The organism is Sinomonas sp. ASV486 (assembly GCF_030908215.1).
In the GTDB taxonomy this organism is placed as follows: Bacteria; Actinomycetota; Actinomycetes; order Actinomycetales; family Micrococcaceae; genus Sinomonas; species Sinomonas puerhi.
Genome location: NZ_JAVFJK010000006.1, coordinates 1 through 23,832 on the forward strand (window position 1 = coordinate 1; position 23,832 = coordinate 23,832).

Annotated in this window: 21 protein-coding genes and 1 riboswitch; of the genes, 7 read left to right on the forward strand and 14 right to left on the reverse strand. The window is 69.9% G+C overall.

Translation table 11 applies throughout. The features are described from left to right. Positions 1 to 21: 21 nt before the first annotated feature. On the reverse strand, positions 22 to 1,230 hold the full coding sequence (locus RBS60_RS09830) for an IS481 family transposase (protein WP_307957383.1): 1,209 nt from the start codon (positions 1,228 to 1,230) through the stop codon (positions 22 to 24). Between the two features lie 277 nt (positions 1,231 to 1,507). On the opposite strand from RBS60_RS09830, the gene RBS60_RS09835 reads away from it, so the two are divergent. Together RBS60_RS09835 and RBS60_RS09840 are read left to right on the forward strand one after the other, a co-directional pair. Further along, positions 1,508 to 2,932, forward strand: a complete 1,425-nt coding sequence (locus RBS60_RS09835) for an MFS transporter (protein WP_307957384.1) — start codon at positions 1,508 to 1,510, stop codon at positions 2,930 to 2,932. Beyond that, positions 2,922 to 3,323 (forward strand): YrdB family protein, encoded by a 402-nt coding sequence (locus tag RBS60_RS09840; RefSeq protein WP_307957386.1) that lies wholly within the window; start codon positions 2,922 to 2,924, stop codon positions 3,321 to 3,323. The genes RBS60_RS09835 and RBS60_RS09840 overlap by 11 nt, the downstream gene beginning before the upstream one ends. Positions 3,324 to 3,372: 49 nt before the next feature. Here RBS60_RS09840 and RBS60_RS09845 read toward each other — a convergent pair whose 3' ends face one another. The 8 genes from RBS60_RS09845 to RBS60_RS09880 all read right to left on the reverse strand — a co-directional run bounded on the left by RBS60_RS09845 (position 3,373) and on the right by RBS60_RS09880 (position 12,146). Then, positions 3,373 to 4,083, reverse strand: a complete 711-nt coding sequence (locus RBS60_RS09845; protein ID WP_374049261.1) for a metal-dependent transcriptional regulator — start codon at positions 4,081 to 4,083, stop codon at positions 3,373 to 3,375. Between the two features lie 16 nt (positions 4,084 to 4,099). Beyond that, positions 4,100 to 5,362, reverse strand: a complete 1,263-nt coding sequence (locus RBS60_RS09850) for an Nramp family divalent metal transporter (RefSeq protein WP_307957387.1) — start codon at positions 5,360 to 5,362, stop codon at positions 4,100 to 4,102. Positions 5,363 to 5,472: 110 nt separating this feature from the next. Beyond that, positions 5,473 to 6,237 carry a class I SAM-dependent methyltransferase gene (locus tag RBS60_RS09855; RefSeq protein ID WP_307957388.1) on the reverse strand — a complete coding sequence of 255 codons (765 nt, stop codon included), beginning with the start codon at positions 6,235 to 6,237 and terminating at the stop codon, positions 5,473 to 5,475. 117 nt (positions 6,238 to 6,354) lie between these two features. Further along, complete coding sequence (locus tag RBS60_RS09860; RefSeq protein WP_307957389.1) at positions 6,355 to 7,803, reverse strand: aminotransferase class V-fold PLP-dependent enzyme; 1,449 nt, start codon at positions 7,801 to 7,803, stop codon at positions 6,355 to 6,357. A 35-nt stretch (positions 7,804 to 7,838) separates the two neighbouring features. Then, positions 7,839 to 7,953, reverse strand: a riboswitch (SAM riboswitch). A gap of 106 nt (positions 7,954 to 8,059) precedes the next feature. Further along, positions 8,060 to 8,878 (reverse strand): histidinol-phosphatase, encoded by an 819-nt coding sequence (hisN, locus tag RBS60_RS09865; protein ID WP_307957390.1) that lies wholly within the window; start codon positions 8,876 to 8,878, stop codon positions 8,060 to 8,062. 124 nt (positions 8,879 to 9,002) lie between these two features. After that, on the reverse strand, positions 9,003 to 10,172 hold the full coding sequence (locus RBS60_RS09870) for a ribosome small subunit-dependent GTPase A (protein ID WP_307957391.1): 1,170 nt from the start codon (positions 10,170 to 10,172) through the stop codon (positions 9,003 to 9,005). A gap of 1 nt (position 10,173) precedes the next feature. Then, positions 10,174 to 11,538 (reverse strand): 3-phosphoshikimate 1-carboxyvinyltransferase, encoded by a 1,365-nt coding sequence (gene aroA, locus RBS60_RS09875; RefSeq protein ID WP_307957392.1) that lies wholly within the window; start codon positions 11,536 to 11,538, stop codon positions 10,174 to 10,176. Then, positions 11,535 to 12,146, reverse strand: coding sequence for a DoxX family protein (locus RBS60_RS09880; protein WP_307957393.1), 612 nt, complete (start codon positions 12,144 to 12,146; stop codon positions 11,535 to 11,537). The genes aroA and RBS60_RS09880 overlap by 4 nt, the downstream gene beginning before the upstream one ends. Before the next feature lie 239 nt (positions 12,147 to 12,385). On the opposite strand from RBS60_RS09880, the gene RBS60_RS09885 reads away from it, so the two are divergent. Then, complete coding sequence (locus RBS60_RS09885) at positions 12,386 to 13,063, forward strand: sigma-70 family RNA polymerase sigma factor (protein WP_307957394.1); 678 nt, start codon at positions 12,386 to 12,388, stop codon at positions 13,061 to 13,063. Beyond that, entirely contained in the window at positions 13,060 to 13,317 is a 258-nt protein-coding gene (gene rsrA, locus RBS60_RS09890) for a mycothiol system anti-sigma-R factor (RefSeq protein WP_307957395.1), read from the forward strand. Before RBS60_RS09885 ends, rsrA begins: the two co-directional genes overlap by 4 nt. Before the next feature lie 106 nt (positions 13,318 to 13,423). Here rsrA and RBS60_RS19640 read toward each other — a convergent pair whose 3' ends face one another. From RBS60_RS19640 to RBS60_RS09910, 5 genes are all read right to left on the reverse strand, one after another. Then, positions 13,424 to 13,498 (reverse strand): 50S ribosomal protein bL37, encoded by a 75-nt coding sequence (locus tag RBS60_RS19640; protein ID WP_369299106.1) that lies wholly within the window; start codon positions 13,496 to 13,498, stop codon positions 13,424 to 13,426. 84 nt (positions 13,499 to 13,582) lie between these two features. Beyond that, complete coding sequence (locus RBS60_RS09895; RefSeq protein WP_307957396.1) at positions 13,583 to 14,308, reverse strand: PadR family transcriptional regulator; 726 nt, start codon at positions 14,306 to 14,308, stop codon at positions 13,583 to 13,585. Continuing rightward, on the reverse strand, positions 14,305 to 15,138 hold the full coding sequence (locus RBS60_RS09900) for a DUF4097 family beta strand repeat-containing protein (RefSeq protein ID WP_307957397.1): 834 nt from the start codon (positions 15,136 to 15,138) through the stop codon (positions 14,305 to 14,307). Before RBS60_RS09900 ends, RBS60_RS09895 begins: the two co-directional genes overlap by 4 nt. Positions 15,139 to 15,288: 150 nt before the next feature. Next, positions 15,289 to 15,891 (reverse strand): GDSL-type esterase/lipase family protein, encoded by a 603-nt coding sequence (locus RBS60_RS09905; RefSeq protein WP_307957398.1) that lies wholly within the window; start codon positions 15,889 to 15,891, stop codon positions 15,289 to 15,291. 167 nt (positions 15,892 to 16,058) lie between these two features. Beyond that, entirely contained in the window at positions 16,059 to 19,889 is a 3,831-nt protein-coding gene (locus tag RBS60_RS09910) for a multifunctional oxoglutarate decarboxylase/oxoglutarate dehydrogenase thiamine pyrophosphate-binding subunit/dihydrolipoyllysine-residue succinyltransferase subunit (protein ID WP_307957399.1), read from the reverse strand. Between the two features lie 418 nt (positions 19,890 to 20,307). Between RBS60_RS09910 and RBS60_RS09915 the strand changes: the two genes are divergently transcribed. The 3 genes from RBS60_RS09915 (at position 20,308) to RBS60_RS09925 (ending at position 23,818) form a co-directional block, all read left to right on the forward strand. Continuing rightward, positions 20,308 to 21,633 (forward strand): hemolysin family protein, encoded by a 1,326-nt coding sequence (locus RBS60_RS09915; RefSeq protein WP_307957625.1) that lies wholly within the window; start codon positions 20,308 to 20,310, stop codon positions 21,631 to 21,633. Next, complete coding sequence (locus RBS60_RS09920) at positions 21,633 to 22,700, forward strand: hemolysin family protein (protein WP_307957400.1); 1,068 nt, start codon at positions 21,633 to 21,635, stop codon at positions 22,698 to 22,700. The genes RBS60_RS09915 and RBS60_RS09920 overlap by 1 nt, the downstream gene beginning before the upstream one ends. 140 nt (positions 22,701 to 22,840) lie before the next feature. Then, positions 22,841 to 23,818 (forward strand): metal ABC transporter solute-binding protein, Zn/Mn family, encoded by a 978-nt coding sequence (locus RBS60_RS09925; RefSeq protein WP_307957401.1) that lies wholly within the window; start codon positions 22,841 to 22,843, stop codon positions 23,816 to 23,818. Positions 23,819 to 23,832 lie beyond the last annotated feature (14 nt).

A 23,832-nucleotide genomic window follows, 5' to 3' on the forward strand; every position in this document is an offset into this window, starting at 1 on the left:
TGTGATGACTCGGGACATCCTTCACGGATGAGTCGGGACATCGGTAACACCCCCGGTCTTCGGACCGGGGGTGTTGTGTTTTTTGGGCTGGTAGCCCTTGGTGGGGTCGATGGTGAATTCGGCGAGGATCTCGCCGGTGCCGTGCTCGATGGCGGTGACGTCGGCGTCGTGGACGAGCAGGATGAGTCTCTTGTGCCTGTGGGCCCTTCCGATGCCGAGGTGTCTGAGGCGTCCTGCGTGGCGGAGGGTTACCTTGCCGTCGGCGTCGACGCGGTCGGTCCGGACGCGGAAGTGTTCCCCCTGGGCGGCGATGGCGGGGGCGGCCTTGGGGGTCTGGGTATAGGCCTCGTGCGGGGTGTGCCGGCCGATGGCCCTGTGGGGGCGTTCGTGGTTGTAGATGTGGCGGAACTTGGCCAGGAGCTCGTTCAGGTGCGCGATGGTGTGGGCCTGGGGCTGGGAGGCAAGCCATTTCTTGAGGGTCTGGTGGAACCGCTCGACCTTTCCCTGGGTCTGGGGGTGGCCGGGGGACCCGTTCTTCTGGGCGATCCCGAGGGAGGCGATGAGGGTCTCGAAGGCGTTGCGGCCTCCTCTGCCGCCTGCCAGACGGGTGGTGTAGACCATGCCGTTGTCGGTCAGGGTGGAGGCGGGGAGGCCGTGGGCGGCGGCGGTGTCCAGGAAGGCCTCGATGACGATCGGGCCGGTGATGCGCGGGTGGGCGCTGAGGTGGAGCAGGTAGCGGGCGTGGTCGTCGAGGAAGTCGATGATCTCGGTGTCGGTGCCGTCGGCGAGGTGCCAGTGGGTGAAGTCGGACTGCCAGGTCTCGTTCGGCTGGGCCGCTTCGAAGCGGTGCAGGGAGGACTTGGGCCGCTTGCGGGGCTCCGGGGCGACGAGCCCGGCGGCGGTGATGATCCTGCGGATCGTGGAGACCGCCGGCGCCGTGCTGCCCTCCTTCTCGAGGTGCCATGCGATGGTCGCCGGCCCCGCGTCCAGGCCCTCGGAGACCAGCTCGGCCCGCAGTGCCAGCACACGGGCACGGACCTCTTCGCCTGTCGCGTGCGGGCTGGTGCGGGGTCGGCGGGAGCGGGCCTCCAGTCCGGCGTCCCCATGCTCGGCGTGGCGGACGAGGAGCTCGTGGACCCAGCGGCGGCTGACGCCGTACCGTCGCGCTGCTTCTGATCTGGACATTCCGCCCTCGAGGACCGCCAGGACGATGACCTTGTTCTTCGACATGGCCCATGCTCGGGCCCACCACCGGAGCGGGAACGATGCCGCGACTCACCCCGCGGCCGGTGAAGCATGTCCCGACTCACCGGTGAACGATCACCCGTGAACGATGTCCCGACTCATGCGGGAACGATGTCCTGAACTCACACACCCCCATCTCCACGTTGGTGAACAGAACACCCCCGGTCCTCGGACCGGGGGTGTTCTGTTTTCTGCGGTGGGGTGAAGATGCTCTCGCGTACGCCGCCTGTGCAACGGGGCCCCGGAAGGGCAGGATGGGCTTGTGAGCCCTTCAGCTGGCGGCAACCTGCGGCGGGTCCTGCTCGTGGCGATCGCCTCGAGCTGCCTCGTCATCATCGACTCGAGCGCCGTGAGCCTTGCGCTGCCAGCCATCCAGCGAGAGCTCGGCGGCGGCCTTGTCCTCCAGCAGTGGGTCGTGGACGGATACCTTCTCACTCTCGGCGCGCTCATCCTCGCCGCCGGTGCCCTCGCCGACCGCTTCGGGACCGCGAGGCTCCTCGCGGTCGGCACACTCTGGTTCACCGTGACGTCCGTGGTCTGTGGCCTCGCCCCCGCGGGATGGGTGCTCGTGCTCGGCAGGCTCACGCAGGGCGCCGCAGGTGCCGTCATTACGCCGAGCGCGCTCGCACTCATCACTGCCGCAGCGACGGGTGCGACGAGGGCCAGGCTCATCGGGCAGTGGACCGCGTGGATTGCCGCGGCCTCGGTCGCGGCGCCATTCTTCGGCGGGGCGGCTGTCGACCTCGGGAGCTGGCGCCTCGTCTTCCTCATCAACATCGTTCCGGCCGCGCTCATGTGGCGGCCGCTCGCCCGACTCCGCCGCGAGGCCCGGCCGCCCGCCACCGTGAAGGAGCCGTTCGACGTCTTGAGCGCCGTCCTGACCGCCTGCGGGCTGGGCGGCATCGTGCTGAGCCTCATCACCCAGTCGTCGCTCGGCTGGACCCACCCACTCGTCGCGATTCCGCTCATCGGTGGCGTGCTCCTCATGGCCCTCTATGTGCTGCGGCAGCGCCGTTCGGCGGCGCCGCAGCTGCCGCTGGGGCTCTTCCGCTCAAGGGCATTCGCGGCGGGAAATGGCGCAACGCTGTGGGCCTACGGCGCCCTTGGCATGGGTGGCTTCCTCGTGGGCCTCTACCTCCAGCAGCGCATGGGACTCACCGCGTTCGAAGCGGGCATCGGGATGCTTCCGGCGACGATCCCTATGCTCCTGCTCTCAAGCTCGATGTCCAGGCTCATGATCCGGACTGGGCCGCGCCTTCCGATGGCTCTCGGGCCCGCCGTGGCGGGTGCGGGGTACACGTGGCTCGCGTTCGCCGTGCCGCCGCTGGCCTACTGGCGTGACGTGTTCGGCCCCATGGTCCTGCTCGGGCTCGGGCTGGCGATCATGGTCGCGCCGCTCACGGCGACTGTCCTCTCGGCGGTTCCGCCGGGGTCTGAGGGCGTCGGTTCCGCCGTCAACAATGCGGTGGCGCGGATCGCCTCGCTCGTGGCGATCGGCGCCGCCGGGGCGATCATGGGCGGAGTGCTCGACGACGGCGGGTTCCGCCGCGGCGTCAGCGCGACGGCGATCCTCTTTGCCGCCGCAGCCGTGACCTCGGCAGTCTGGATTCCGACCGCTAGGATCGTGGCACCACCTGCGGGGGACGGTGAACCGTCGGAAGCGCGAAGGGGAGTCCATGACGAGTGATGGCACACGTCGGCGCGATGCACGGCGCCCCGCCTTCGATCCCGAGATGCGCGCGGGGGCGTGGGGCATGCTCCACGCCGTCCTCGCATTCGCCCTCGAGGTCGGAGCGCTCGGCGCCTTCTGGTATGCCGGCAGCAGGCTGGCCCCCGGCGCCGGAGGCCTCGTGGTGGGGTTCCTCGCAGCCGCAGTGTTCGTCGCGCTGTGGGCGATGTTCCTTGCGCCGCGGGCCCGCCGGCGGATTCCGTGGCCATGGCGCCCGGTCGTGGCGCTGGCCCTCTTCGTGCTGGCCGGAGCGTGGCTGCTGGCCCTCGGGCAATGGGCGGGCGCGGGCCTGATCGTCGTCGGCCTCGTGGACACGGCGCTCGGGTACTGGCTGCGCCGCCGCGATTAGCCGCGCAGCCTCGCCGCGGCCGGTGCAGCCGGCGGTGTCGGCGCCGGCGTCACGCCCGAACCGCGGTGCAGCCGGGGTGCGGGCGGTCGTTGTGGATCCAGACGGCGTCGGCCACCTCGTCCGGGACGTCGAAGTCCCGTGCTGTGCCGCCCTGGCCGATCCGCACCACAAGCGGTCCGCCGAAGGGCTTGCGGCGCACCACCGTCAGCTGGGTGTCGAGCGCGATCTGCTCGGCAGCGAGATAGCGCAGCATGTCGGGGTTCTCGTCGCTGATCCGGGTGATCGTTCCCTCGTGCCCCGGGTCGAGCTCGCTGAGCAGGCGGGCATCGACCAGCGGGACGACGCCGTCCGCGGTGGGGATGGGGTCGCCGTGCGGGTCCCGCTGCGGGTCGCCGAGCTTCGCTGCGAGCCGCTCGACGAACAGGTCCGAGACGGCGTGCTCGATCCGCTCCGCCTCGACGTGCACCTCGTCCCAGCTGTAGCCCAGCTCAGTGACCAGGAACGTCTCGAGGAGGCGGTGCCTGCGCACCATCGTCAGCGCCACGCTGCGGCCCTCGGCGGTGAGATGGACGGCCCCGTACGGGCGGTGGTCCACGAGCCCTTGGTCCTTGAGCTTCCTGACCATCTCGGACACCGAGGAATTGGCGACGCCGAGCCGCGCGGCCAGCTGGGACGGCGTGATCGGCGCATCCTGCCATTCCGTGAAGGCGTAGATCGTCTTCAGGTAGTCCTCGGTGGACGAGGAGAGTGGGCTTTTCACAGCGACCAGCCTACCCTCAGCCCGTGGGGGCGACCGTGAGCCACAGGAGGGTGAGGTTGAGCACGATCACGAGCCCCGCGCTGAGCCACGAGGCGATGACAAGCGGCATGCGCAGGGTGAAGTCGCCGACCACGGTCTTGGCCGTGCTGATCCGGATCAGCGGGACGAGCGCGAACGGAATGCCGAAGCTCAGCACGACCTGGCTCACCACGAGCGCCCACGTCGGGTCAACGCCGAGGGCGAGGATCACGACGGACGGTATGAGGGTGATGACCCGCCGCAGGACCAGGGGGATCCGCCTCTCGAGGAGCCCCTCCATGATCGTGGCACCCGCGTAGGAGCCGACGGCGGTCGAGGCGAGCCCGCTCGCGAGCAGCCCGACGGCGAACACGATGCCGACCACCGGTCCGAGGGCAGCCCCGATGGCGGCGTGGGCACCCTCGATCGAATCAGTCCCCTCGCTCCCGGCGAGTGTCGACGCCGCGAGGAGCAGCATGCCGATGTTGACGACCCCGGCCACACCGAGCGCAACGACGACGTCCACCCGGGTACCGCGCAGGAGCCGGCGGACGGCGGAATCAGACACCTCGGCATCCCGGTCGGACCGGTGGCGGTCCCTCGAGAGGGCGGAATGGACGTAGATGGCATGCGGCATGACGGTGGCGCCGAGCATCGAGGCGGCGAGCAGGACAGAGTCCGGGCCATCGAAGCGCGGCAGGAGGCCACCGAGCGCCCCGGAGGCCGAGGGAGGGCTCACCGCGAGCCCGGCGAGGAATCCGACCGTGATCACCACCAACAGCCCCACGATCGCGAGCTCGAAACGCTGCTGCGTGCGGAAGTCCTGGATCGCGAGGATCGCCATGGAGAGGACCCCCACGATGACCGCTCCGAGTGGCAGCGGGATCCTGAACAGCAGGTGCAGGGCCAGCGCGCCTCCGACCACTTCCGCAAGGTCCGTCGCGAGAGCCACGATCTCGGCCTGCGCCCAGTAGAGCCTGCGGATGCCCGGACGGAATCGCTGGGCCAGGAGCTCCGGAAGCGTGTGTCCGGTGACGACGCCCAGCTTGGCGGAGAGGTACTGGATGAGCATGGCCATGAGGTTCGCGACCACGAGCACCCAGACGAGGAGGTAGCCGTACCGGGCCCCTGCCGTGAGGTTGGCGGCGACGTTGCCCGGGTCCACGTACGCAACCGATGCGACGAAGGCGGGGCCGAGGACGCCGAGGAGGAGCGCGGAACGAGTCGCCCGCCTGCCGGACTTTGCCGTCCTGTTCGCCACCTTCAGCCCCTCTGCTGTCTGCCGTCCGCCGACTTAGATACGCCGGAAGACAATTTTTCGGTACACCGAAATCATACGGGGCCGGGCATCCGTCAGCAATCCGCGTGGCGTCAGCCCAGAGTCTCAGTGGCCCGCCACGCCTGGCTGATGTACGGGAGGGCCAGCGTCTGGCCGGGGGAATGGCCGAGGTGCTCGAAAAGGTACCACGCGAGGTTGTCTTCGACCTTGCGGCGGTGCTTCTCCGACGCGCGCAGATAGTAGCTGCGGGACTTGGTCAGCTCGATGATGCCCTCGGGCGTGATCGGGTCCTCCCAGCGCACCTCGACCTGCTCCCACCCGTGGAGTTCGGGGCCCGACGGCGGGCGGTAGTCGGGCTTGTGGACGTCGCCCGCGTGCATGATCCGGGACAGTCGGTGCACCCAGGGAACCCGCGTGTCGAGCTGATTCCACACAAGCCCCACACGGCCGCCCGGCTTCAGGAGGCGGGCAGCCTCCCGTGTGGCGGCGGCAGGATCGAACCAGTGCCAGGCCTGGGCCGCGACCACCACATCCGCGGACGAGCCGGGCAGACCCGTGTGCTCGGCAGGGGCCTGGACACAGTGCACTCCGGGAAGCCTCCGGGCCAGCTGGGCCAGCATGTCCGCGGACGGGTCCACGGCGGTCACGTCGAGCCCTTCCGCCACGAGGAGCTCGGTGAACTTCCCGGTCCCGGCGCCGAGGTCGACCGCCGTGCGGGCACCAGGAGGGATGATCCATGCGGCCGCCTCTTGCGGGTACCCGGGACGCACCTTCTCGTAGTGCTCCCCGCCGGCAGCGAACGCGGCGGCGAGCTCGCGCCGTCGCTCGTCGTCGAATTTCGGCCCGCCCCGCCACATCTTTGCCCTCCCGCAGTGATCCTGTCTCCCGCAGGAATCCGGGACCCTACTCTACGGGGACTTCCCGGCGCCCGGCACGCACGTGCCCGGGACCGGGCAGCGCGCGGACGACGGCGATCACTCGCCGACGAGGCACGGCGCGGCGCCCGCGGTGCCGGGCGTATTGGGCGCCCACGCCGGGAACGGCCGCGGATCGTGGGCCGGGACCCAGCGGCCCTCGTCGACGGTGTAGTCGATGCCGAGCCCGTGGGTGCGCAGCTCCCGCACGCCCGCGAGGAGCCGCTCCACGTCCTCGAGCCGCGATCCGAGGCCGAAGCTCGCGCGCAGTGACCCAGCGGGCAGGCCTAGACGGGCGAGGAGCGGGTGCGCGCAGAACTTGCCGTCCCGCAGCCCCACGCCGTGCTCGGCCGAGAGGTATGCGGCGACCAGACCGGCGTCGTGCCCGATCACCGAGAAGTTCACGACGCCGATCGCCGACTCGGAGTCCTCGAACAGGCGGTGGACCGTGATGCCTTCGATCTCGCCCAGCCCCGTGACGAGCGCGTCGCGCAGCTGCTGCTCGTGCCGGTGCCACGCACCCGGATCGAGGGCGCCGAGGGCCTGGGCGGCCCGTGCGAGGGTCGCCGCGCCGAGCACGTTGGGCGAGCCGGCCTCGTGCCGCGCCGGACCCACGGCCCAGTTCACGGACTCGAGGCGCACCTCGCGCACCGCCCCGCCGCCCGCGAGGTGCGGCCGGCCGGCGTCGAGCCAGTCCGGCCTGCCCACGAGAACGCCCGAGCCGAACGGCGCGTAGAGCTTGTGGCCCGAGAACGCGAGGTAGTCGATTCCCGTGTCCGTGCCGTCCGCTCGGCTGGTGCCCGTCATGTCGATCCGACGATGCGGGGCGAGCTGCGCGGCGTCGACCGCGATCCTCGCGCCGTACTCATGGGCGAGGGCCGCGAGTTCTGTGAGCGGCAGGATCTCGCCCGTGACGTTCGAGGCGCCCGTGACGGCGAGCAGCCCGATGCCGCCACCCTCGAGCTCAGCGCGGAGCCGCTCGAGGGTCTCGGCGAGCGTGCCCGCGGCCCCCACGCTGCGGTGCGCGCGGGCCTGCCAGGGGAGGAGGTTCGCGTGGTGCTCGATGTCGAGGTACAGGACGTCGAGGCCGTCGGGGACGCACCCGGCCAGGAGATTGAGCGAATCCGTCGTGTTGCGCGTGAAGACCACGGCGTCCTCGGCGCGGGCGCCGACGAATGCACGCACCACGCTGCGGGCGTTCTCGTACACGCTCGTGCTGATCTGCGACGCGTACCCGGCGCCGCGGTGCACGCTAGCGTAGAACGGCAGGATCTCCTCGAGGTGTTCGGCGACCTCGACGAGTGCCGGGGCGGATGCGGCGTAGTCGAGGTTCGCGTACCGGACCTCGCCGCCGCCCACGAGCGGGGCTTGGAGGTTCGCGCCCACTACGGCCGCGAGCGGCTCCCGGGCGTCGGGGTACCGATCCGTGCCGGCATGACGGACCGCATCAGGACGACGGTCGACGTCGCGGGGCTGGGAGAGAGAGGGTGCGGACAGGGCTGCGCTCACGGCGTATACCTCATCAGATGGGGGACCCGGGGACGGGTCCGCGCTTGCCGTATCCATTCCGGACCGGCCCGGTCGTCACCCGGGGCACCCCGCCGCGTTCAGGAGGGTTGCCGGCCAGCAAACCGGGGTTTCGCGCTGGCACTCGTGACCTTGGAAGAGACACTAGGCCACGCGGACGCCTCAGCGCACGCGTGGCCCGGTGTGTGGGGCCGAGTATGACGAACGGTGACTCAGCCTCCGGGGGAGGGGCGGGGCGTCAGTGCGGCAGCAGGTCGTCGTGCTCAGGGCTGAGCTTCTTGAGCACCTCGGAATGCAGGATCCCGTTCGTCGCGAGCGCGCTGCCGCCCCAAGGACCGTCCTGGCCATCGAGCGAGGTGAAGCGGCCCCCGGCCTCCGTGACGATCGGCACGAGCGCGGCCATGTCGTAGAGGGCGAGCTCAGGCTCCGTCGCGATGTCCACCGCACCCTCGGCGACGAGGCAGTAGGACCAGAAGTCGCCGTAGGCGCGCGTGCGCCAGACATCGTCCGTGAGGCCGAGGAAGCTGTCGAGGCTGCCGCGGTCCTTCCAGCCGGTCAGCGACGAGTAGGACAGGGATGCGTCCTCGAGCGTGGCCACGTTCGAGACCTTGAGGCGGGTGGCGGAGGCGAGGGAGCGTCCCGTATAGGCGCCGCCGCCCCGGACCGCCCACCAGCGGCGGTTCAGCGCGGGCGCGCTCACGACGCCCACGACGACCTCGTCCCCGTCCGCGAGGGCGATGAGGGTGGCCCAGACCGGAACGCCGCGGACAAAGTTCTTCGTGCCGTCGATCGGGTCGATGATCCATCGGCGCGAGCCGTGCCCGGTGGTGCCGAACTCCTCGCCGACCACTGCGTCCCTGGGGCGGGAGCGGGACAGCTGCCCGCGGATGGACTCCTCAGCGGCGCGGTCGGCGTCGGTGACCGGGGTGAAGTCCGGCTTCGTCTCGACCTTGAGGTCGAGGGCCTTGAACCGCTCCATGGTCTGGGCGTCGACGGAGTCCGCCAGCACATGGGCGAGGCGGAGGTCGTCGTTGTACGTCTCGGGCGCAGGGGTCATGGGCCCACGCTATCCCGTACCGGCGGCCGTGCGGGCGAGGCGCCCCGCGCGAAGCGCTGCTGCAGGTGCAAGCCCAGGGGCCCGGCTCAGCGGCCTCAGCTGCTCGGGCGGGCCACGGGTCCTGCTACGAGCCCAGTTCCTTGGCCTCCTGGGCTTCGTCGCGCGGGTCCGTGCCGAGGAGCCGCCGCAACGACGCGAGGCGGGCAGGGCCGGCGTCGCCCGCGTTCCCTTCGGCGACCCATGCATCGAGGCCGCAGCCCACCGCGGAGGCCGTGTGCCGGCAGCCGCGCTCGCAGGCATCTATCCCGGGCTCGAGGTCGGGGAAGGCCTGCAGGATCCGGTCCGGGTCCACGTGGGCGAGGCCGAAGGAGCGGATTCCGGGGGTGTCGATGATCCAGCTCCCGGCGGTCGCGTCGGTGAGGCGCAGGGCAAGGGCCGAGGAGGACGTGTGCCGCCCGCGGCCCGTGACCGCGTTGACGCCCCCGGTCGCCCGGTCGGCGCCCGTGAGCGCGTTGACCATGGTGGACTTCCCCACGCCCGAGTGCCCGAGCAGGACCGTGACATGCCCGTCGAGCTGGTCGTGGAGCGCCGCGACCGCCGCGGCGTCGAGCTTCGCCGAGGATCCGTCAGCGCCGCGTGCGTCGATGGCGTCCAGCGCGTCAGGGCCGTGAGACCCATCAGGGCCGTCAGCCGTATCGGCGCCGTCTTCATCGGCCAGCGGCTCCGTCTCGGCGGTCCGGCTCACGACGACGGTCAGCGGCAGCTGCTCATAGTTCGCCAAGAGGCCAGCGGGATCCTTGAGATCGGCCTTGGTCACGAGGAGGAGGGGCTCGATCCCGGCGTCGTAGGCTGCGACGAGCGCCCGGTCGATGAACCCCGTGCGCGGCTCGGGGTTCGCGGCGGCGACGACGATCACGAGCTGGTCTGCATTCGCGACGACGACACGCTCGATCGGGTCCGTGTCGTCGGCGCTGCGACGCAGGACGGTCTCCCGCTCTTCGACGCGCACGAGCCGCGCGAGGGTGTCCGGACGCCCGGTCACGTCCCCGACGAGGCCCACGAAGTCGCCGGGGACCACGGGCATCCGGCGCAGCTCGCGGGCCCGCGCGGCGATGACGAGCCGCTCGTCGGGGGTGTCCTCGTCCAGGATGGCCCTGTAGCGGCCGCGGTCCACGGTCACGATCCGGCCGATGACGGCGTCGTCGTGGCTGGGACGGTCCTTCGTGCGGGGACGGGTGCCCCGCTTGTTCGGACGGACCCGGACGTCGCTCTCGTCCCACTCGCGCTGGCCCATGCTAGGCGCGGGCCTCCGCATCGGTCCCGGCGGCGGGATCCGTGTGCTGCGCGAGCATGCGGGACCACATCTGCGGGAAGTCGGGCATCGTCTTGGATGTCGTTGCGATGTCCTCGACCTGGACCCCCTGCACGACGAGGCCCCAGACGGCGCCCGCGGTGGCCATGCGGTGGTCGGCATAGGAGCGCACGACGGCGCCGTGCAGCTTCGCGGGCCGGATGACGAGGCCGTCGGTGGTCTCCTCGGCGTCGCCGCCAAGCCGCGTGATCTCGTTCACGAGGGCCGCGAGCCGGTCGGTCTCGTGGCCGCGCAGGTGCGCGATCCCGGTCAAGTGGGAGGGCGTGTCGGCCAGCGCGCACAGTGCCGCGACGGTCGGCGCGAGCTCGCTCGTGCCGGCAAGGTCGGCGCCCGTGATGCGGTCCCCGCCGCGGACGGTGAGGGTGCCGCCGTCGAGCGTGACGGACGCGCCGAGCTTCGGCAGGATCTCCCGCCACGCATCGCCCACCTGGGTGGTAGGGGAGGGCCAGTTGGGGATACGGACCGTTCCTCGCGTTGCGAGGGCCGCTGCGAGGAACGGTCCGGCATTCGAGAGGTCCTGCTCGATCCGCACATCGAACGCGCGGATCGGCCCGGGCATGACGCGCCATTGATTCGGCACCGAGTCGTCGACCTCAACCCCGACACCGCGCAGCACCTCGACGGTCATGGCGATGTGGTCGAGGCTCGGAACCGGCGGCCCGACGTGCTCGAGGTGCAGGCCCTCGGCGAAGCGCGCGCCCGCCAGCAGGAGGGCCGAGACGAACTGGCTCGAGCCGCTCGCATCGACCACGATGTGGCCGCCGGCCACCTCACCGGTGCCGTGGACAGTGAAGGGCAGCGACATCGGTTCGGTGCCATCGGGCCCGGAGAGCTTGACTCCGAGGGCCGCGAGGGCCTCGATCACGGGACCCATGGGGCGGACGCGGGCGTGGGGGTCGCCGTCGAAGGCGATCTCCCCGCGCACGAGGGCCGCGACGGGGGGGACGAACCGCATGACCGTGCCGGCGAGTCCGCAGTCCACGGACGCTTTGCCGAGTCCGGGCGCCGCCGAGTCCTCGGCGGTTCCGCGGGTGGGGAGGGGGACGATCTCGAGGTCGGGCCCGTACTCGCCGTCGCCCTCAACTTCGGTGACGGTCGCGCCCAGAGCCCGCAGCGCGCCTACCATGAGCGCGGAGTCGCGCGAGTGCAGCGGGGCGCGCAGGCGCGAGGGGCCGTCCGCGAGGGCGGCGAGGACGAGGTAGCGGTTGGTCAGCGACTTGGACCCAGGCACTGTGACCGTGGCGTCCACCGGCCGCGCCGCGAAGGGCGCGGGCCAAGCAGCGGTCACGCGAAGACGTCCGAGGCCGTGCTGGCCACGTCATGCGCGGCCGAGCGCACGGTGTGCTCGGCACGGTGCGCTGCACTCTGGACGGCCTTCTGGGTCTTCCGCGCGGTCTTCTGGACTGTCTTCTGGGTTGCCTTCTCGACATCCGCAAGCTGGCGCCGCCCGGCCTTCGCCGTGTCCGCGGCGAGATGCTGCGCGCGCCACGCGAGAGAGGGCGCCCCGTTCGTGTCGACGCTCGCGAGGAGCACACCGCCGAGGAGGGAGAGGTTCTTGAGGAGGCCGGACCGGCGCGCACCGCGTCCTGCGGCGGTGCTGATGTCCGCGCTGCGCCACTCGACGAACGCGTTCAGCGCGCTGGTGATCGCGAGCACCGAGGCGGACAGCCGTGGGGCCTTCCCGAGCGCGAAGAGCACGCCGGCCCCGAGCTGCGAGGCACCCACGGCCCGGGCGAGGACCTTCTCGTCGACTCGGATCGGAAGGGCATCGGCGGCCCGACGGAGAACAGGGGAGAGCTGCTCTGCCGTGTCGTCCGCGTTCTTCAGCTTTCCCGCGCCGGCAACGATGAACGACGAGCCGAGGAGCGGGCGGGCGAGGATTCGGACTGCGGACATATGGCCTCCTGAGACGTGGATGGGCGGGTTCCGACGGGTCCCAGTCTCGCACCTTTGGGGAATATTTTCCTTCCATCGCCGCGTTGTGGCTGGTGTCTCCACGTTGGGTCGGGACAGCCGACGAGCCGTGTGGACTGACGTGATGCACGCGACTAAGAGGAAGGAACCGGGTGCTGGTCCTTGATCGTGCCGTTGGCATCGCGGAGCGCGCGGCGGCCGCGCCAGTAGACTGGGCGGCAATGAGCACTGCTGAGCCCCGCGAACGCCAGGTCCCGGACAACAGCCGGGAGGAGTCTCCCGTGCGCGACATCGCGTCCGAGACCGATGACGAGCGGCGTGAGCGCTTCGAGCGGGACGCAATGCAGTACGTTGACCAGCTCTACTCGGCGGCTATGCGTATGGCGCGCAATCCCGCGGACGCCGAGGACCTCGTGCAGGAGGCCTACGCAAAGGCCTTCGCGGCGTTCCACCAGTACAAGCCGGGGACCAACCTCAAGGCCTGGCTCTACCGGATCCTCACGAACACGTACATCAATCTCTACAGGAAGCGGCAGCGGGAGCCCCAGCAGGCCCAGACGGACACCGTCGAGGACTGGCAGCTCGCGCGGGCCGAGTCGCACACCTCGTCGGGGCTGCGCTCCGCCGAGGCGGAGGCCCTCGACCACCTTCCGGACTCCGACGTCAAGGACGCCCTCCAATCGATTCCCGAGGAGTTCCGCCTCGCGGTGTACTTCGCGGATGTGGAGGGCTTCGCCTACAAGGAGATCTCGGACATCATGAACACACCGATCGGCACGGTCATGAGCCGACTGCATCGCGGACGCAAAATGCTCCGTGACCGTCTTGCCGACTACGCCGCAGAGCGCGGATTCGCTGGTGCCCGCACTGCGGCAGCGTCACAGGAGAAGGAAAAATGAGCGATTGCCAGGGCCTGGGCGACTGTGACGACAGCCGCCTCCACCGGTTGTACGAGTACCTGGACGGGGCGCTGCCCGCGCACGAGGTCGCTGAGATCCGGACGCATCTCGAGTCCTGCTCGGACTGCCTCAGCGAGCACGATCTCGAGTGCATGATCCGCTCCGCCATGAAGCGGAGCTGCCATGAGCAGGCTCCAGCGTCCCTCAAGGATTCCATCCTGACCAAGATCCACACGGCGCGCAGCGAGGCCTGACCCGCCTCACGGCTGGGTACTGGACAGCGTCAGGCCCGACGAAGCGAGGCCCCGGACCATCAGGTCCGGGGCCTCGTCACGTTCCGCATAGCGGACCAGGCTGCGCTCAGGTGTTGGGGCGCTTGCCGTGGTTCGCGCCGCCGCGCTTGCGGTCACGGCGCTTGCGTGCACGCTTGCTCATGGCTGGCCTCCTTCTCTTGACTTCACTGATGGCCCCGGAACTTCCCCGGAACCGGACGAGTGGCCCAGAAGGCCATCGTCAAGTCTAGCGGATCGGGCCCCGGAGTGCCGTCCGGATGGCCGTCCGGGTGGCGTCGAGCGACTGGCGGAGTGCCTCGAGCGTCACATCCGTCATGGTGTGGGCTGCCGCAAACTCGCGCAGCTCGAGCCGCATGTCGTCTCGGAACCCGCGGATGAGCATCTCGGCCTCGGCCAGGGCACCGCGGTTGTCGCGGAGTGACTCGGCCCGGCCGCGCGGTGTGGGGGCGTTCGGCGAGCTCGCGGCCGGTTCGCCCGATGGGCCGCTCTCGGGGCGTCCCGCTGCTTCTGACTGCGTGCCCCCTGCGGACGACGGCGCGCCTCCGGCCTGCTTGGCGGCCTGCCGGGCCGTCTCGGCCGTGGCAGCGAGGTCGGCGCGCAGTCCGCGCATGCTCGACCTCAGCTCGTCACGTAGGGTGTCCGCCAGCCGTCGCACCGATGCTGAGATGTCCTGTTCGACGTCCTCGAGCTCCCCGCGCCGGTCCTCGACCTCCGCGCGCCCGGCGTCCGTGATCGAGTACACGGTGCGCCGCCCGTCCTGGGAGGTGGCCACGAGACCCTCCTCCTCGAGCTTGCCGAGCCTCGGGTACACCGTCCCGGCGCTGGGCGAGTACGTGCCGCCGAACCGGTCGCCCAAGGCCTTGATGAGCTCGTAGCCGTGCTTGGGTCCGTCCTCAAGCAGGGCCAGGAGGTACAGCCGCAGGGCGCCATGGGCGAAGACCGGTGGCGTCATGAGTGCTCGCCCTCGGGCTGCTGCGCCGGGGCTGGCGCATGGACCACGGAGATGTCCCCCGACACGGACTTCGCACGGACGGCAGTGCGGCGGTCCGCTGGGCCCAGAGTGGCGGACACCTTTCCGCCCGAGGTGCGCAGGCGGTCGTCGTCGACCACGACATGGCCCGACACCATGCTCGCGGAGAGGTCCACGCCGGTATCGTGCGGGACGCGGACGGTGAGGTCCCCGCTCATCGTGCTCACCGCGAGCGTCCGGCAGAATCCGCTCAGGTCGAACGAGAGCCCGCCGGAGACCGAGGTGGCCCGGACATCGGTCAGCGCGCCCGAGGCGGTGATCTCGCCCGAGACCGTCTTGGCCGTGAGGACGCCCGAGTGGGCGCGGGCGATGATGTCGCCCGAGACGGTGTTGAGGTGCATCTCGCCGTCTGTGTCGTCCGCGAGGAGGGACCCGGACACGGTGTTGAGCCGCGTGGTGGGTCCGGCGCCGGCCACAAAGCCCTCGCCGGTGACCGTGGCGATCTCGATGATGGTGCCGCGCGGCACCGCGATGCTCACGATGGCCGAGTTCATGCTGCTGCCGCCCACGGTGTTGAGGAGGCTCTTGAGCCAGCCCTGCGGGCCCTCCTCGCGATGGCGGACCTCAAGACGACCGTCGATGAGGGAAACGGTCAGCGGTTCCCCCTTCACCTCGGACACCTCGATACGGGCGCCCGGGCCGTCCCGGACGATGACGTCCAGCCGCCCGTCGACGATTCCGGCGCGCAGCGAGTCCACGGACTCGATGTCGATGGTCTGCGGTCCCGTCACGGACCAGGTTTCCGGTTCCATGTCCCCTCCTGGGATTAGACGCGATATATCGCGTATTAGGAACAAGATATATCGTGTCTGGGGACATGGCAAGGGCCGCGGTGACAGAACACCGCGGCCCTGGGAGAGCGCTGGATCTGGGGCCACCATCTGGAGCCCAGGAGCGCGGGGCTACTGGGGCTGGGGAAGCCGGAGCCAGGGGAACCATCCGCGGTGCAGGACGAGCCACGCGATGAGCCCGTAGCCAGCCTGCCCGGGGGTGCCGGCATTGGCCGCGAGGTCCCCGCGCCACTGCTCATGGTTCAGCAGCGGCGAGAAGGTGTCGACGTAGTAGTAGTTCCTGCGGGTCGTGACATCTGCGAACGCGGTATTGAGCTCTGCGAGGCGACGGTTCTGCGACGGATCCAGCGTAGGCGGGGGGCCGACCACGAACACCTCCGCGCTGTTCTGCTGGGCGGAATCGAGGATGTTGGCCACGTTGAGGCGGCTGCGTGCAGGGGAGAGGCCGAACTCGATGTCGCGTCCGGAGAGCCCGATCACGAGGCGGTTCTCATACCCCGCGCCGAAGCGTCGCATGACCTCGTTCTCCCAGCGCACCGCCAGGGTCTCGGTGCCCTCCTCCGGCGCGGCGAGCACGTAGGACTCCAGGACGAGCTCCTCACGCGGAGTCCGCGCCAGGACGCGGCCGAGCCAGCCGAGGGCCCGTGGATCCCCGTTGCCGGCCAGCAGCTCGTCGCCGATCGCTGCAATGCGCAGCTTCCTCTCGTGGGCCATCCACACTCCCCTCATCGTGGGGGCCAGCTTGCCCCGTCCTCGCCTTCACGAGTCTAGCGAAGCCGCCAGTGCGCTCCGGGGATTGAGGTCTATCGGGGCGAGCACAGCAAGGGCGGTCGGCCCCCTCGAGGGGACCGACCGCCGTCGTGCGCTGTCAGTGCTGGCGCTTAGCGCGCGAACACCTCGTGGACGAGGCCGTTGCCCTCGGCCGTGTGGCGCTTCATCGACCCTGCGCTCGTCGCGGCCGAGGCCGCGCGCGAGATGAGGCGCAGCCGCTGCTCGAGCGTCGGAGCAAGCGCGACCGCCATGTAGGGCCAGGGCCCCTGGTTCGCAGGCTCGTCCTGGGCCCACACCACCTCGGCGTTGGGGTACTTCGCGAGCTCGGCCTTGATCTCGGCCTCGGGCAGCGGGTAGAGCTGCTCGACGCGGACGAGCGCCGTCTTGACGTCCTTGGCCTTGGTCCGCGCGGCCAGCAGGTCGTAGTAGAGCCTGCCGGAGACGAGGACCACGCGGTCCACCGTGCTCGCGTCAAACTGCTCGTGCTCGCCGATGACCGGGCGGAACGTGCCCTGCGTGAAGTCCTCGACCGACGATGCCGCCGCCTTGAGGCGCAGGAGCTGCTTCGGCGTGAAGACGATGAGCGGCTTGCGCGGGCGGCTGAACGCCTGGCGCCGGAGCAGGTGGAAGTGCGAAGCCGGCGTGCTCGGCTGGGCAACGACCATGTTCTGCTCGGCGCACATCTGGAGGAATCGCTCGATGCGCGCGGACGAGTGGTCCGGGCCCTGCCCCTCGTAGCCATGCGGCAGGAGCATGACGAGCGAGCTGCGCTGGCCCCACTTCTGCTCGGCCGAGGAGATGAACTCGTCGATGATCGTCTGGGCCCCGTTGACGAAGTCGCCGAACTGCGCCTCCCACGCCACGAGGGCATCGGGACGCTCCACGGAGTAGCCGTACTCGAATCCGAGGGCGGCGTACTCGGACAGGGACGAGTCGTAGATCGCGAGCTTCGCCTGGTCCTCGGAGAGGTTTGCGATCGGGGTCCACTCGTTGTCGTTCGTCCGGTCGTGGAACACCGCGTGGCGCTGCACGAACGTGCCGCGCCGCGAGTCCTGGCCGGCGAGGCGCACCGGGACGCCCTCGGCGATGAGCGAGCCGAGGGCCAGGAGCTCGCCGAAGCCCCAGTCGATTCCGCCCTCGCGGGACATCTGCTCGCGCCGTTCGAGGATCTGCCGCAGCTTGGGGTGGACCGTGAAGCTCTCCGGCACCTCGACGTGGGCCTGGCCGATCCGTGCGAGCAGCTCTGGGCTGATCGCCGTGGGGCGCTGGATGCCGCCCGCGGCGTCGTCCTGCTGCTGGGCCAGCGGGCGCTCGAGGTCCGAGACGGCCTTCGAGTCCGCGGTGATGATCGGCAGCGGCGAGGTCTGCGCCGCGTGAGTCTCGGCGAAGACCCGCTCAAGGCGCTCCTGGTAGTCGCGCAGCAGCTGCTCGGCCTCGTCCTGCGTGATGTCGCCACGTCCGATCAGGCTCTCGGTGTAGAGCTTGCGGACGGAGCGCTTCGCCTCGATGAGGTTGTACATGAGCGGCTGGGTCATCGACGGATCGTCGCCCTCGTTGTGGCCGCGGCGGCGGTAGCACACGAGGTCGACGACGACGTCCTTGTGGAACCGCTGGCGGAACCGGTACGCCATCTGGGCGACGCGGACCACTGCTTCCGGGTCATCGCCGTTGACGTGGAAGATCGGGGCCTGGACCATCTTGGCCACGTCCGTCGAGTAGACCGACGAGCGCGAGGCCGACGGCGACGTCGTGAAGCCGACCTGGTTGTTGACCACGATGTGGATCGTGCCGCCCGTGCGGTAGCCGCGCAGCTGCGAGAGGTTGAGCGTCTCGGCAACGACGCCCTGGCCCGCGAAGGCCGCATCGCCGTGGACGAGGATCGGCAGGACGGGGAAGGCCTCGCCCTGGTCGAGCCGGTCCTGCTTGGCGCGGACGATGCCCTCGAGCACGGAGTCCACGGCCTCGAGGTGGGACGGGTTCGCGGCGAGGTAGACCTTGGTCTGCTTGCCGTTCTCCGCGGTGAAGGTGCCCTCGGTGCCGAGGTGGTACTTGACGTCTCCCGAGCCCTGGACGCTCTTCGGATCCTGCGTGCCCTCGAACTCGCGGAACACCTGGGCGTACGTCTTGCCCGCGATGTTCGTCAGGACGTTGAGGCGGCCGCGGTGGGCCATGCCGATCCCGACCTCGTCGAGTCCGTCTTCGGCGGCCTCGGAGAGCGTGGCATCGAGGAGCGGAATGAGGGACTCGCCGCCCTCGAGGGAGAAGCGCTTCTGGCCGACGAACTTGGTCTGCAGGAAGGTCTCGAACGCCTCGGCCGCGTTGAGCCGCGACACGATGCGCAGCTGCTCGTCCCGGCTGGGCTTCTTGTACGGGTGCTCGAGCTCGTCCTGGAACCACTTGCGCTCGGCGGGCTCCTGGAGGTGCATGTACTCGATGCCGGTGGTGCGGCAGTAGGCGTCGCGGAGCACGCCGAGGATATCGCGGAACTTCATCTTCGGCTTGCCGCCGAACCCTCCCGTGGGCCACTCGCGGTCGAGGTCCCAGAGCGTGAGGCCGTACGTCAGGACATCGAGGTCCGGGTGGCGCCGCTGGACGTACTCGAGCGGGTTGGTGTCCGCCATGAGATGGCCCCGCACGCGGAACGCGTGGATGAGCTGCTGGATCCGGGCCACCTTGTTGATGGTGTCCTCGGGGTTGACCTGGAGGTCGGGGCTCCAGCGCACGGGCTCGTACGGGATGCGCAGCGACTCGAAGATCTCGTCGTAGAACCCCTGCTCGCCGAGGAGGAGCTGGTGGACGATCCGGAGGAACTCGCCCGAGCCGGCCCCCTGGATGACGCGGTGGTCGTACGTCGAGGTGAGCGTGATGATCTTGCCCACGGCGCTCAGGGCCAGGACCTTCTCGGACGAGCCCTGGAACTCGGCCGGGTACTCGAGGGCCCCGACGCCGATGATCGCCGCCTGGCCCTTGGACAGGCGCGGCACCGAGTGCACCGTGCCGATGCCTCCCGGGTTCGTGAGGGAGACGGTCGTGCCGGCGTAGTCGTCGGCCGTGAGCTTGCCGTCGCGGGCCCGCTTGATGAGGTCTTCGTAGGTGTGCCAGAAGTCCGAGAAGTTGAGGGTCTCGGCCTTCTTGATGTTCGGGACCACGAGGAGGCGGGAACCGTCCGGCCTGGGCAGGTCGATCGCGATGCCGAAGTTGACGTGCGCGTGCTGGATGGCGACGGGCTTGCCGTCGACCTCCTCGTAGGAGACGTTCATCGACGGCATGAGCTTGAGTGCGCGGATGACCGCGAAGCCGATGAGGTGCGTGAAGGAGACCTTGCCCCCGCGCACGCGCGTGAGGTGGTTGTTGATCACGATGCGCTCGTCGATGAGCAGCTTCGCGGGGATCGCGCGCACGGTCGTGGCCGTCGGGACCTCGAGGCTCTGGACCATGTTCGTCGCGATGGCCTTGGCCGGGCCGCGCAGGGGCGAGACGACGTCTTCCTCGGTCGATTCGCTCTTGGCGGTCTTGGGCAGCTGCGCCGGGATGAGTCCGGTCGTTCCTGCCTTCGCGCCGTCGCGCACGACGGCGGCCGCTCCCTTCTTCGGGGCGGGCGCCGCGGGCGCTGGCGCAGAGGCAGCAGGCGCAGCCGACGCAGGCGCGGCCGGCGCCGCGGGGGCAGGAGCTGGGGCGGCCGCGGGAGCAGCGGCGGCGGGTTCAGGGGCCGCAGCCGGCGCCTTGACCGTAGGAATCTGCCGCGTGAGGGTGTCAACGGCCTGCGCCTTGGCGGTGCCGTTGGACGTGTGGCCGCTGTCCGAGTCGAAGGACTCGAACAGCGGCCACCACTTGGCGTCAACTGAGTTCTTGTTCTGCTGGTACTGCTCGTAGAGCTCGTCCACAAGCCACTCGTTGCCGCCGAATTCCTCGGGCAGGCGGTGGGTTGGCAGTTCTGGCACTGGAGATACGCCTCTTCCATCGATACTTAGGCCCGCGTATCAGCGGCTCCGCGCCTCCACCCCCGCACCGCACGCCTGTGTGCTCCACCGGGCGATGCCAGGGGCTGGCCGTATCCGCCGACCGCCGTGGGCGCCGTGAGGAGCCCACACTCAAGAGGACAGTCTAGTAAAGACAGACACGATTCGTGTGATTGTGAGTCGGCTGTCACACCAGACACTTGTGACACTCGCCTGAGCGCCCACTGATAATCTGGATTCACTATGGACGGCACCTCTAGATGCCGGCCCGGTCGTGGGGGCGCCAGTCGCCCGCTCGGCCGCCGAGCCGGCATGCCCCGTGAACTTGCCCACCTGATTCCTGCGCCGGCGATTCCCCCGCGTGCCAGCTGTCCCCGCCTGGAAGAGCGGTGCTCCTGACGTGGAATGGCTCCTTCTCGCGGTCGGCATCCTGCTCATCCTCGGCACTGGATTCTTCGTCGCCGTCGAGTTCTCCCTCGTCGCCTTGGACAAGTCGACCGTCCAGGGCAGCGTCGAGGCAGGGGAACCGGGTGCCCGAGCCCTCCTGCACTGTCTCGCCACACTCTCGACCCAGCTCTCGAGCTGCCAGCTCGGCATCACCCTGACCACGCTCCTGACCGGCTTCGTCATGGAGCCGTCGGTCGGACACCTCCTCGAGGTGCCGCTCACGTCGCTGGGCATCCCAGGGGCCACTGCCGTCTCTCTCACGCTCGCGATGATCTTCGCGACACTCCTGTCGATGCTCATCGGAGAGCTGGTTCCCAAGAACCTGGCGATTGCCCGCGCGCTCGTGGTGGGCCGCGCCGTCGCCCGTCCCCAGTTGGTGTTCACCGCGATCTTCAAGCCTGCGGTGCTGCTGTTCAACGGTTTCGCGAACTGGGTGCTCGGCCTCATGGGGATCGAGGCGAAGGAGGAGATCTCCGGCGCCCGCTCGCCAGCGGAGCTTTCGTCCCTCGTGCGCCGCTCCGCCGAGCTCGGCACCCTGGATGCAGGGACGGCGCGGTTCATCTCGCGCACCCTCCGCTTCTCCGGGCGCACCGCGGCGGACGTCATGACCCCGCGCAACCGGGTCACCATGGTCGACGTCGACGAGCCCGTGGCCGCCGTTGTCGAGGCGGCGCGGGAGACCGGCCACTCGCGCTTCCCGGTCATCGGGGATTCGCCCGACGATGTCCGCGGCGTCGTGCATGTCAAGAAGGCCGTCGCCGTCCCGGCCAAGAAGAGGGGCAAGGTTCCGGCGGGCGCCATCATGACGGAGATCCTCCAGGTGCCCGAGACGATCCACCTCGACTCGCTCATCTCGCAGCTGCGAGATGGCAACCTCCAGCTCGCCGTCGTGCTCGATGAGTATGGGGGCACCGCAGGGATCGTCACGCTCGAGGACCTGGTCGAGGAGATCGTCGGCGAGGTTGCGGACGAGCACGACAGGCGGGCCCCCGGCGTTCTCCAGAGCTCGGCGGGGGACTGGTATTTTCCCGGGCTCATGCGGCCGGACGAGGTGTCGGAGCAGGTGCCGGGCCTCGGCGTCGTCGATGACCCTGCCTACGAGACCGTGGGCGGGTACGTCATGAGCGCGCTCGGCCGAGTGGCACAGGAGGGCGATTCCCTCGAGGTCGGCGGCGGAACCCTCACTGTGGTCCGCATGGACGGTCGCCGGGTGGACCGCCTCAAGTTCTCCCCGCCCGAGCCGCCCGGCGCCGAGCACGGCGGCGGGAGTGCAGCCTGATGGGGGACTGGGGAGGAATACTGTGGCTCGCCCTGCTGCTGCTCGGCAACGCCTTCTTCGTCGCCGCCGAGTTCGCCATCATGAGCGCGCGCCGCAGCCAGATCGAACCACTCGCGGACGCAGGATCGGCCCGCGCCGCGACCACGCTGCGTGCCATGGAGAACGTCTCGCTCATGCTCGCCGCCGCCCAGCTGGGCATCACCGTGTGTTCGCTGCTCATCCTGCAGGTGGCTGAGCCGGCGATCCACCACCTCATCGGCGGCCCGCTGCACGCCGTCGGCGTCCCGCTCGAGCTTGCGGACTCTCTGGGTTTCGTCGTGGCGCTCATCGTCGTGACGTTCCTGCACGTGACGCTCGGAGAGATGGTCCCCAAGAACATCTCGGTCTCCGCCGCAGACCGCGCCGCGGTGCTCCTCGCCCCGGTGCTCCTGAGCATGGCGCACCTCGTGCGGCCCGTGATCTTCTTCCTCAACGGCAGTGCCAACGCCGTCCTGCACCTCATGCGCGTCGAGCCCAAGGACGAGGTGACCTCGAGCTTCACCCTCGAGGAGGTCCAGTCGATCGTCGCCGAGTCGACCCGGAGCGGGCTCGTCGACGACGAGTCTGGGCTCCTCTCCGGGGCCCTCGAATTCTCGGACCAGAGTGCCGAGTCGATCATGGTGCCGCTCGGTGACCTTGTGTCCCTGCCCACCACCGCGACTCCGGCCGAGTTCGAGAAGGCCGTCTCCCGGACCGGATTCTCCCGCTTCCCGATGGTGGACGACGACGGCGAGCTCGTGGGCTACCTCCACCTCAAGGACGTCCTTGCGATCGCCCCTGACCAGCGCGCCCGGCCGATCGGGGAGAGCCGAGTCCGTTCGCTCGCGAACCTTTCGCTCGACGCCGAGATCGAGGACGCGCTCTCGGCGATGCAGAAGTCCGGCTTCCATCTGGCCCGCGTGATCGGACCCGAGGGAACGACCCACGGCGTGGTGTTCCTCGAGGATGTCATCGAGCTGCTCGTGGGCGAGATCCGGGACGCCACGCAGAGCCGCGGGTCGTGGAGGGCGCACCACGGATCGGCCTGAACGCGGAGGATTGGCAAACCTAAATGGGAATTGTTCGCAAGACTGGGTACAGTGGTCCTAATGCGATCGGTTCTCACCGATGCTCTCCTGACGCGGGACCCGTGCCCCGTCCTGTGACAGACCTAGAACTGAGGACTCCTGTGCGTTCCTTCACCGCCTCTCTTGCCAAGGCCCGCCCAAGCGTGATTGGCGTCGTTGCCGCCGCGGCGGTGCTCGGCCTCGCCGCCTGCGCCCCCGGCGCCACGACCGGTTCGAGCAGCGCGGGGGCCGGTGGGGCGATCGCCGTCGTCGCCTCCACGAATGTCTACGGAGACCTGGCCAAGGCCGTCGGCGGCGATCGGGTCTCCGTGACCGCGATGATCTCCAAAGCGAGCCAGGACCCGCATTCCTACGAGGCCACGAGCCAGGACCGGCTCGCCGTGTCCAAGGCGAAGCTCGTCATCGAGAATGGCGGCGGCTACGACCCCTTCCTGGACACGCTCGCGCGCGAGGGGAAGGTGGGGCCGGACAGCATCATCACCGCCGTGCAGATCGCGGGCCTCGAGCAGCAGGGGAGCACTGGAACCGCGAGCACTGCCTCGGGCCAAGCGCACGCGTCCTACAACGAGCACGTCTGGTATGACGTCGCGGCGATGAGGAAGATCACCGCCGCGGTCGCCGACCGCCTCGCCCAGCTCGACCCCTCGGGCAAGGGCACGTTCGAGGCCCAGGCCAAGGCTGTTGACACGAGGCTCGCTGCCCTCGAGGGCCAGATCGCGGGCCTCAAAGCCCACGCAGCGGGCAAGAAGGTAGCCGTGACCGAGCCTGTCCCGCTCTACCTCCTCGAGGCAGCGGGCCTCACCAACGCGACACCCGAGGCCTTCACCTCTGCGGTGGAAGAAGGGCAGGATGTCCCTCCGGCGGTCCTCAAGGAGATGCTGGACCTTGTCGGCTCGAGGGATGTCGCCATGCTCGCATACAACCCGCAGACGGCGAGCCCGCAGACGGAGCAGCTGCGCAAGGCTGCGGAGTCCGCGAAGGTCCCCGTCGTCGACTTCACGGAGACCGTCCCCGAGGGCACCGGCTATCTCGACTGGATGCAGTCCAACGTGGATGCCCTGGGCAAGGCGCTGTCGTGACCGATCCTCATTCT

What these genes read in the sequence shown, in the direction of transcription:
- RBS60_RS09885 (WP_307957394.1), top strand. Translation starts at nt 12,386, where the DNA reads ATGAGCACTGCTGAGCCCCGCGAACGCCAGGTCCCGGACAACAGCCGG.
- RBS60_RS09855 (WP_307957388.1), bottom strand. Translation starts at nt 6,237, where the DNA reads ATGTGGCGGGGCGGGCCGAAATTCGACGACGAGCGACGGCGCGAGCTC.
- rsrA (WP_307957395.1), top strand. Translation starts at nt 13,060, where the DNA reads ATGAGCGATTGCCAGGGCCTGGGCGACTGTGACGACAGCCGCCTCCAC.
- RBS60_RS09895 (WP_307957396.1), bottom strand. Translation starts at nt 14,308, where the DNA reads ATGACGCCACCGGTCTTCGCCCATGGCGCCCTGCGGCTGTACCTCCTG.
- RBS60_RS09830 (WP_307957383.1), bottom strand. Translation starts at nt 1,230, where the DNA reads ATGTCGAAGAACAAGGTCATCGTCCTGGCGGTCCTCGAGGGCGGAATG.
- RBS60_RS09840 (WP_307957386.1), top strand. Translation starts at nt 2,922, where the DNA reads ATGACGAGTGATGGCACACGTCGGCGCGATGCACGGCGCCCCGCCTTC.
- RBS60_RS09900 (WP_307957397.1), bottom strand. Translation starts at nt 15,138, where the DNA reads ATGGAACCGGAAACCTGGTCCGTGACGGGACCGCAGACCATCGACATC.
- RBS60_RS09880 (WP_307957393.1), bottom strand. Translation starts at nt 12,146, where the DNA reads ATGTCCGCAGTCCGAATCCTCGCCCGCCCGCTCCTCGGCTCGTCGTTC.
- hisN (WP_307957390.1), bottom strand. Translation starts at nt 8,878, where the DNA reads ATGACCCCTGCGCCCGAGACGTACAACGACGACCTCCGCCTCGCCCAT.
- RBS60_RS09920 (WP_307957400.1), top strand. Translation starts at nt 21,633, where the DNA reads ATGGGGGACTGGGGAGGAATACTGTGGCTCGCCCTGCTGCTGCTCGGC.
- RBS60_RS09905 (WP_307957398.1), bottom strand. Translation starts at nt 15,891, where the DNA reads ATGGCCCACGAGAGGAAGCTGCGCATTGCAGCGATCGGCGACGAGCTG.
- RBS60_RS09870 (WP_307957391.1), bottom strand. Translation starts at nt 10,172, where the DNA reads ATGGGCCAGCGCGAGTGGGACGAGAGCGACGTCCGGGTCCGTCCGAAC.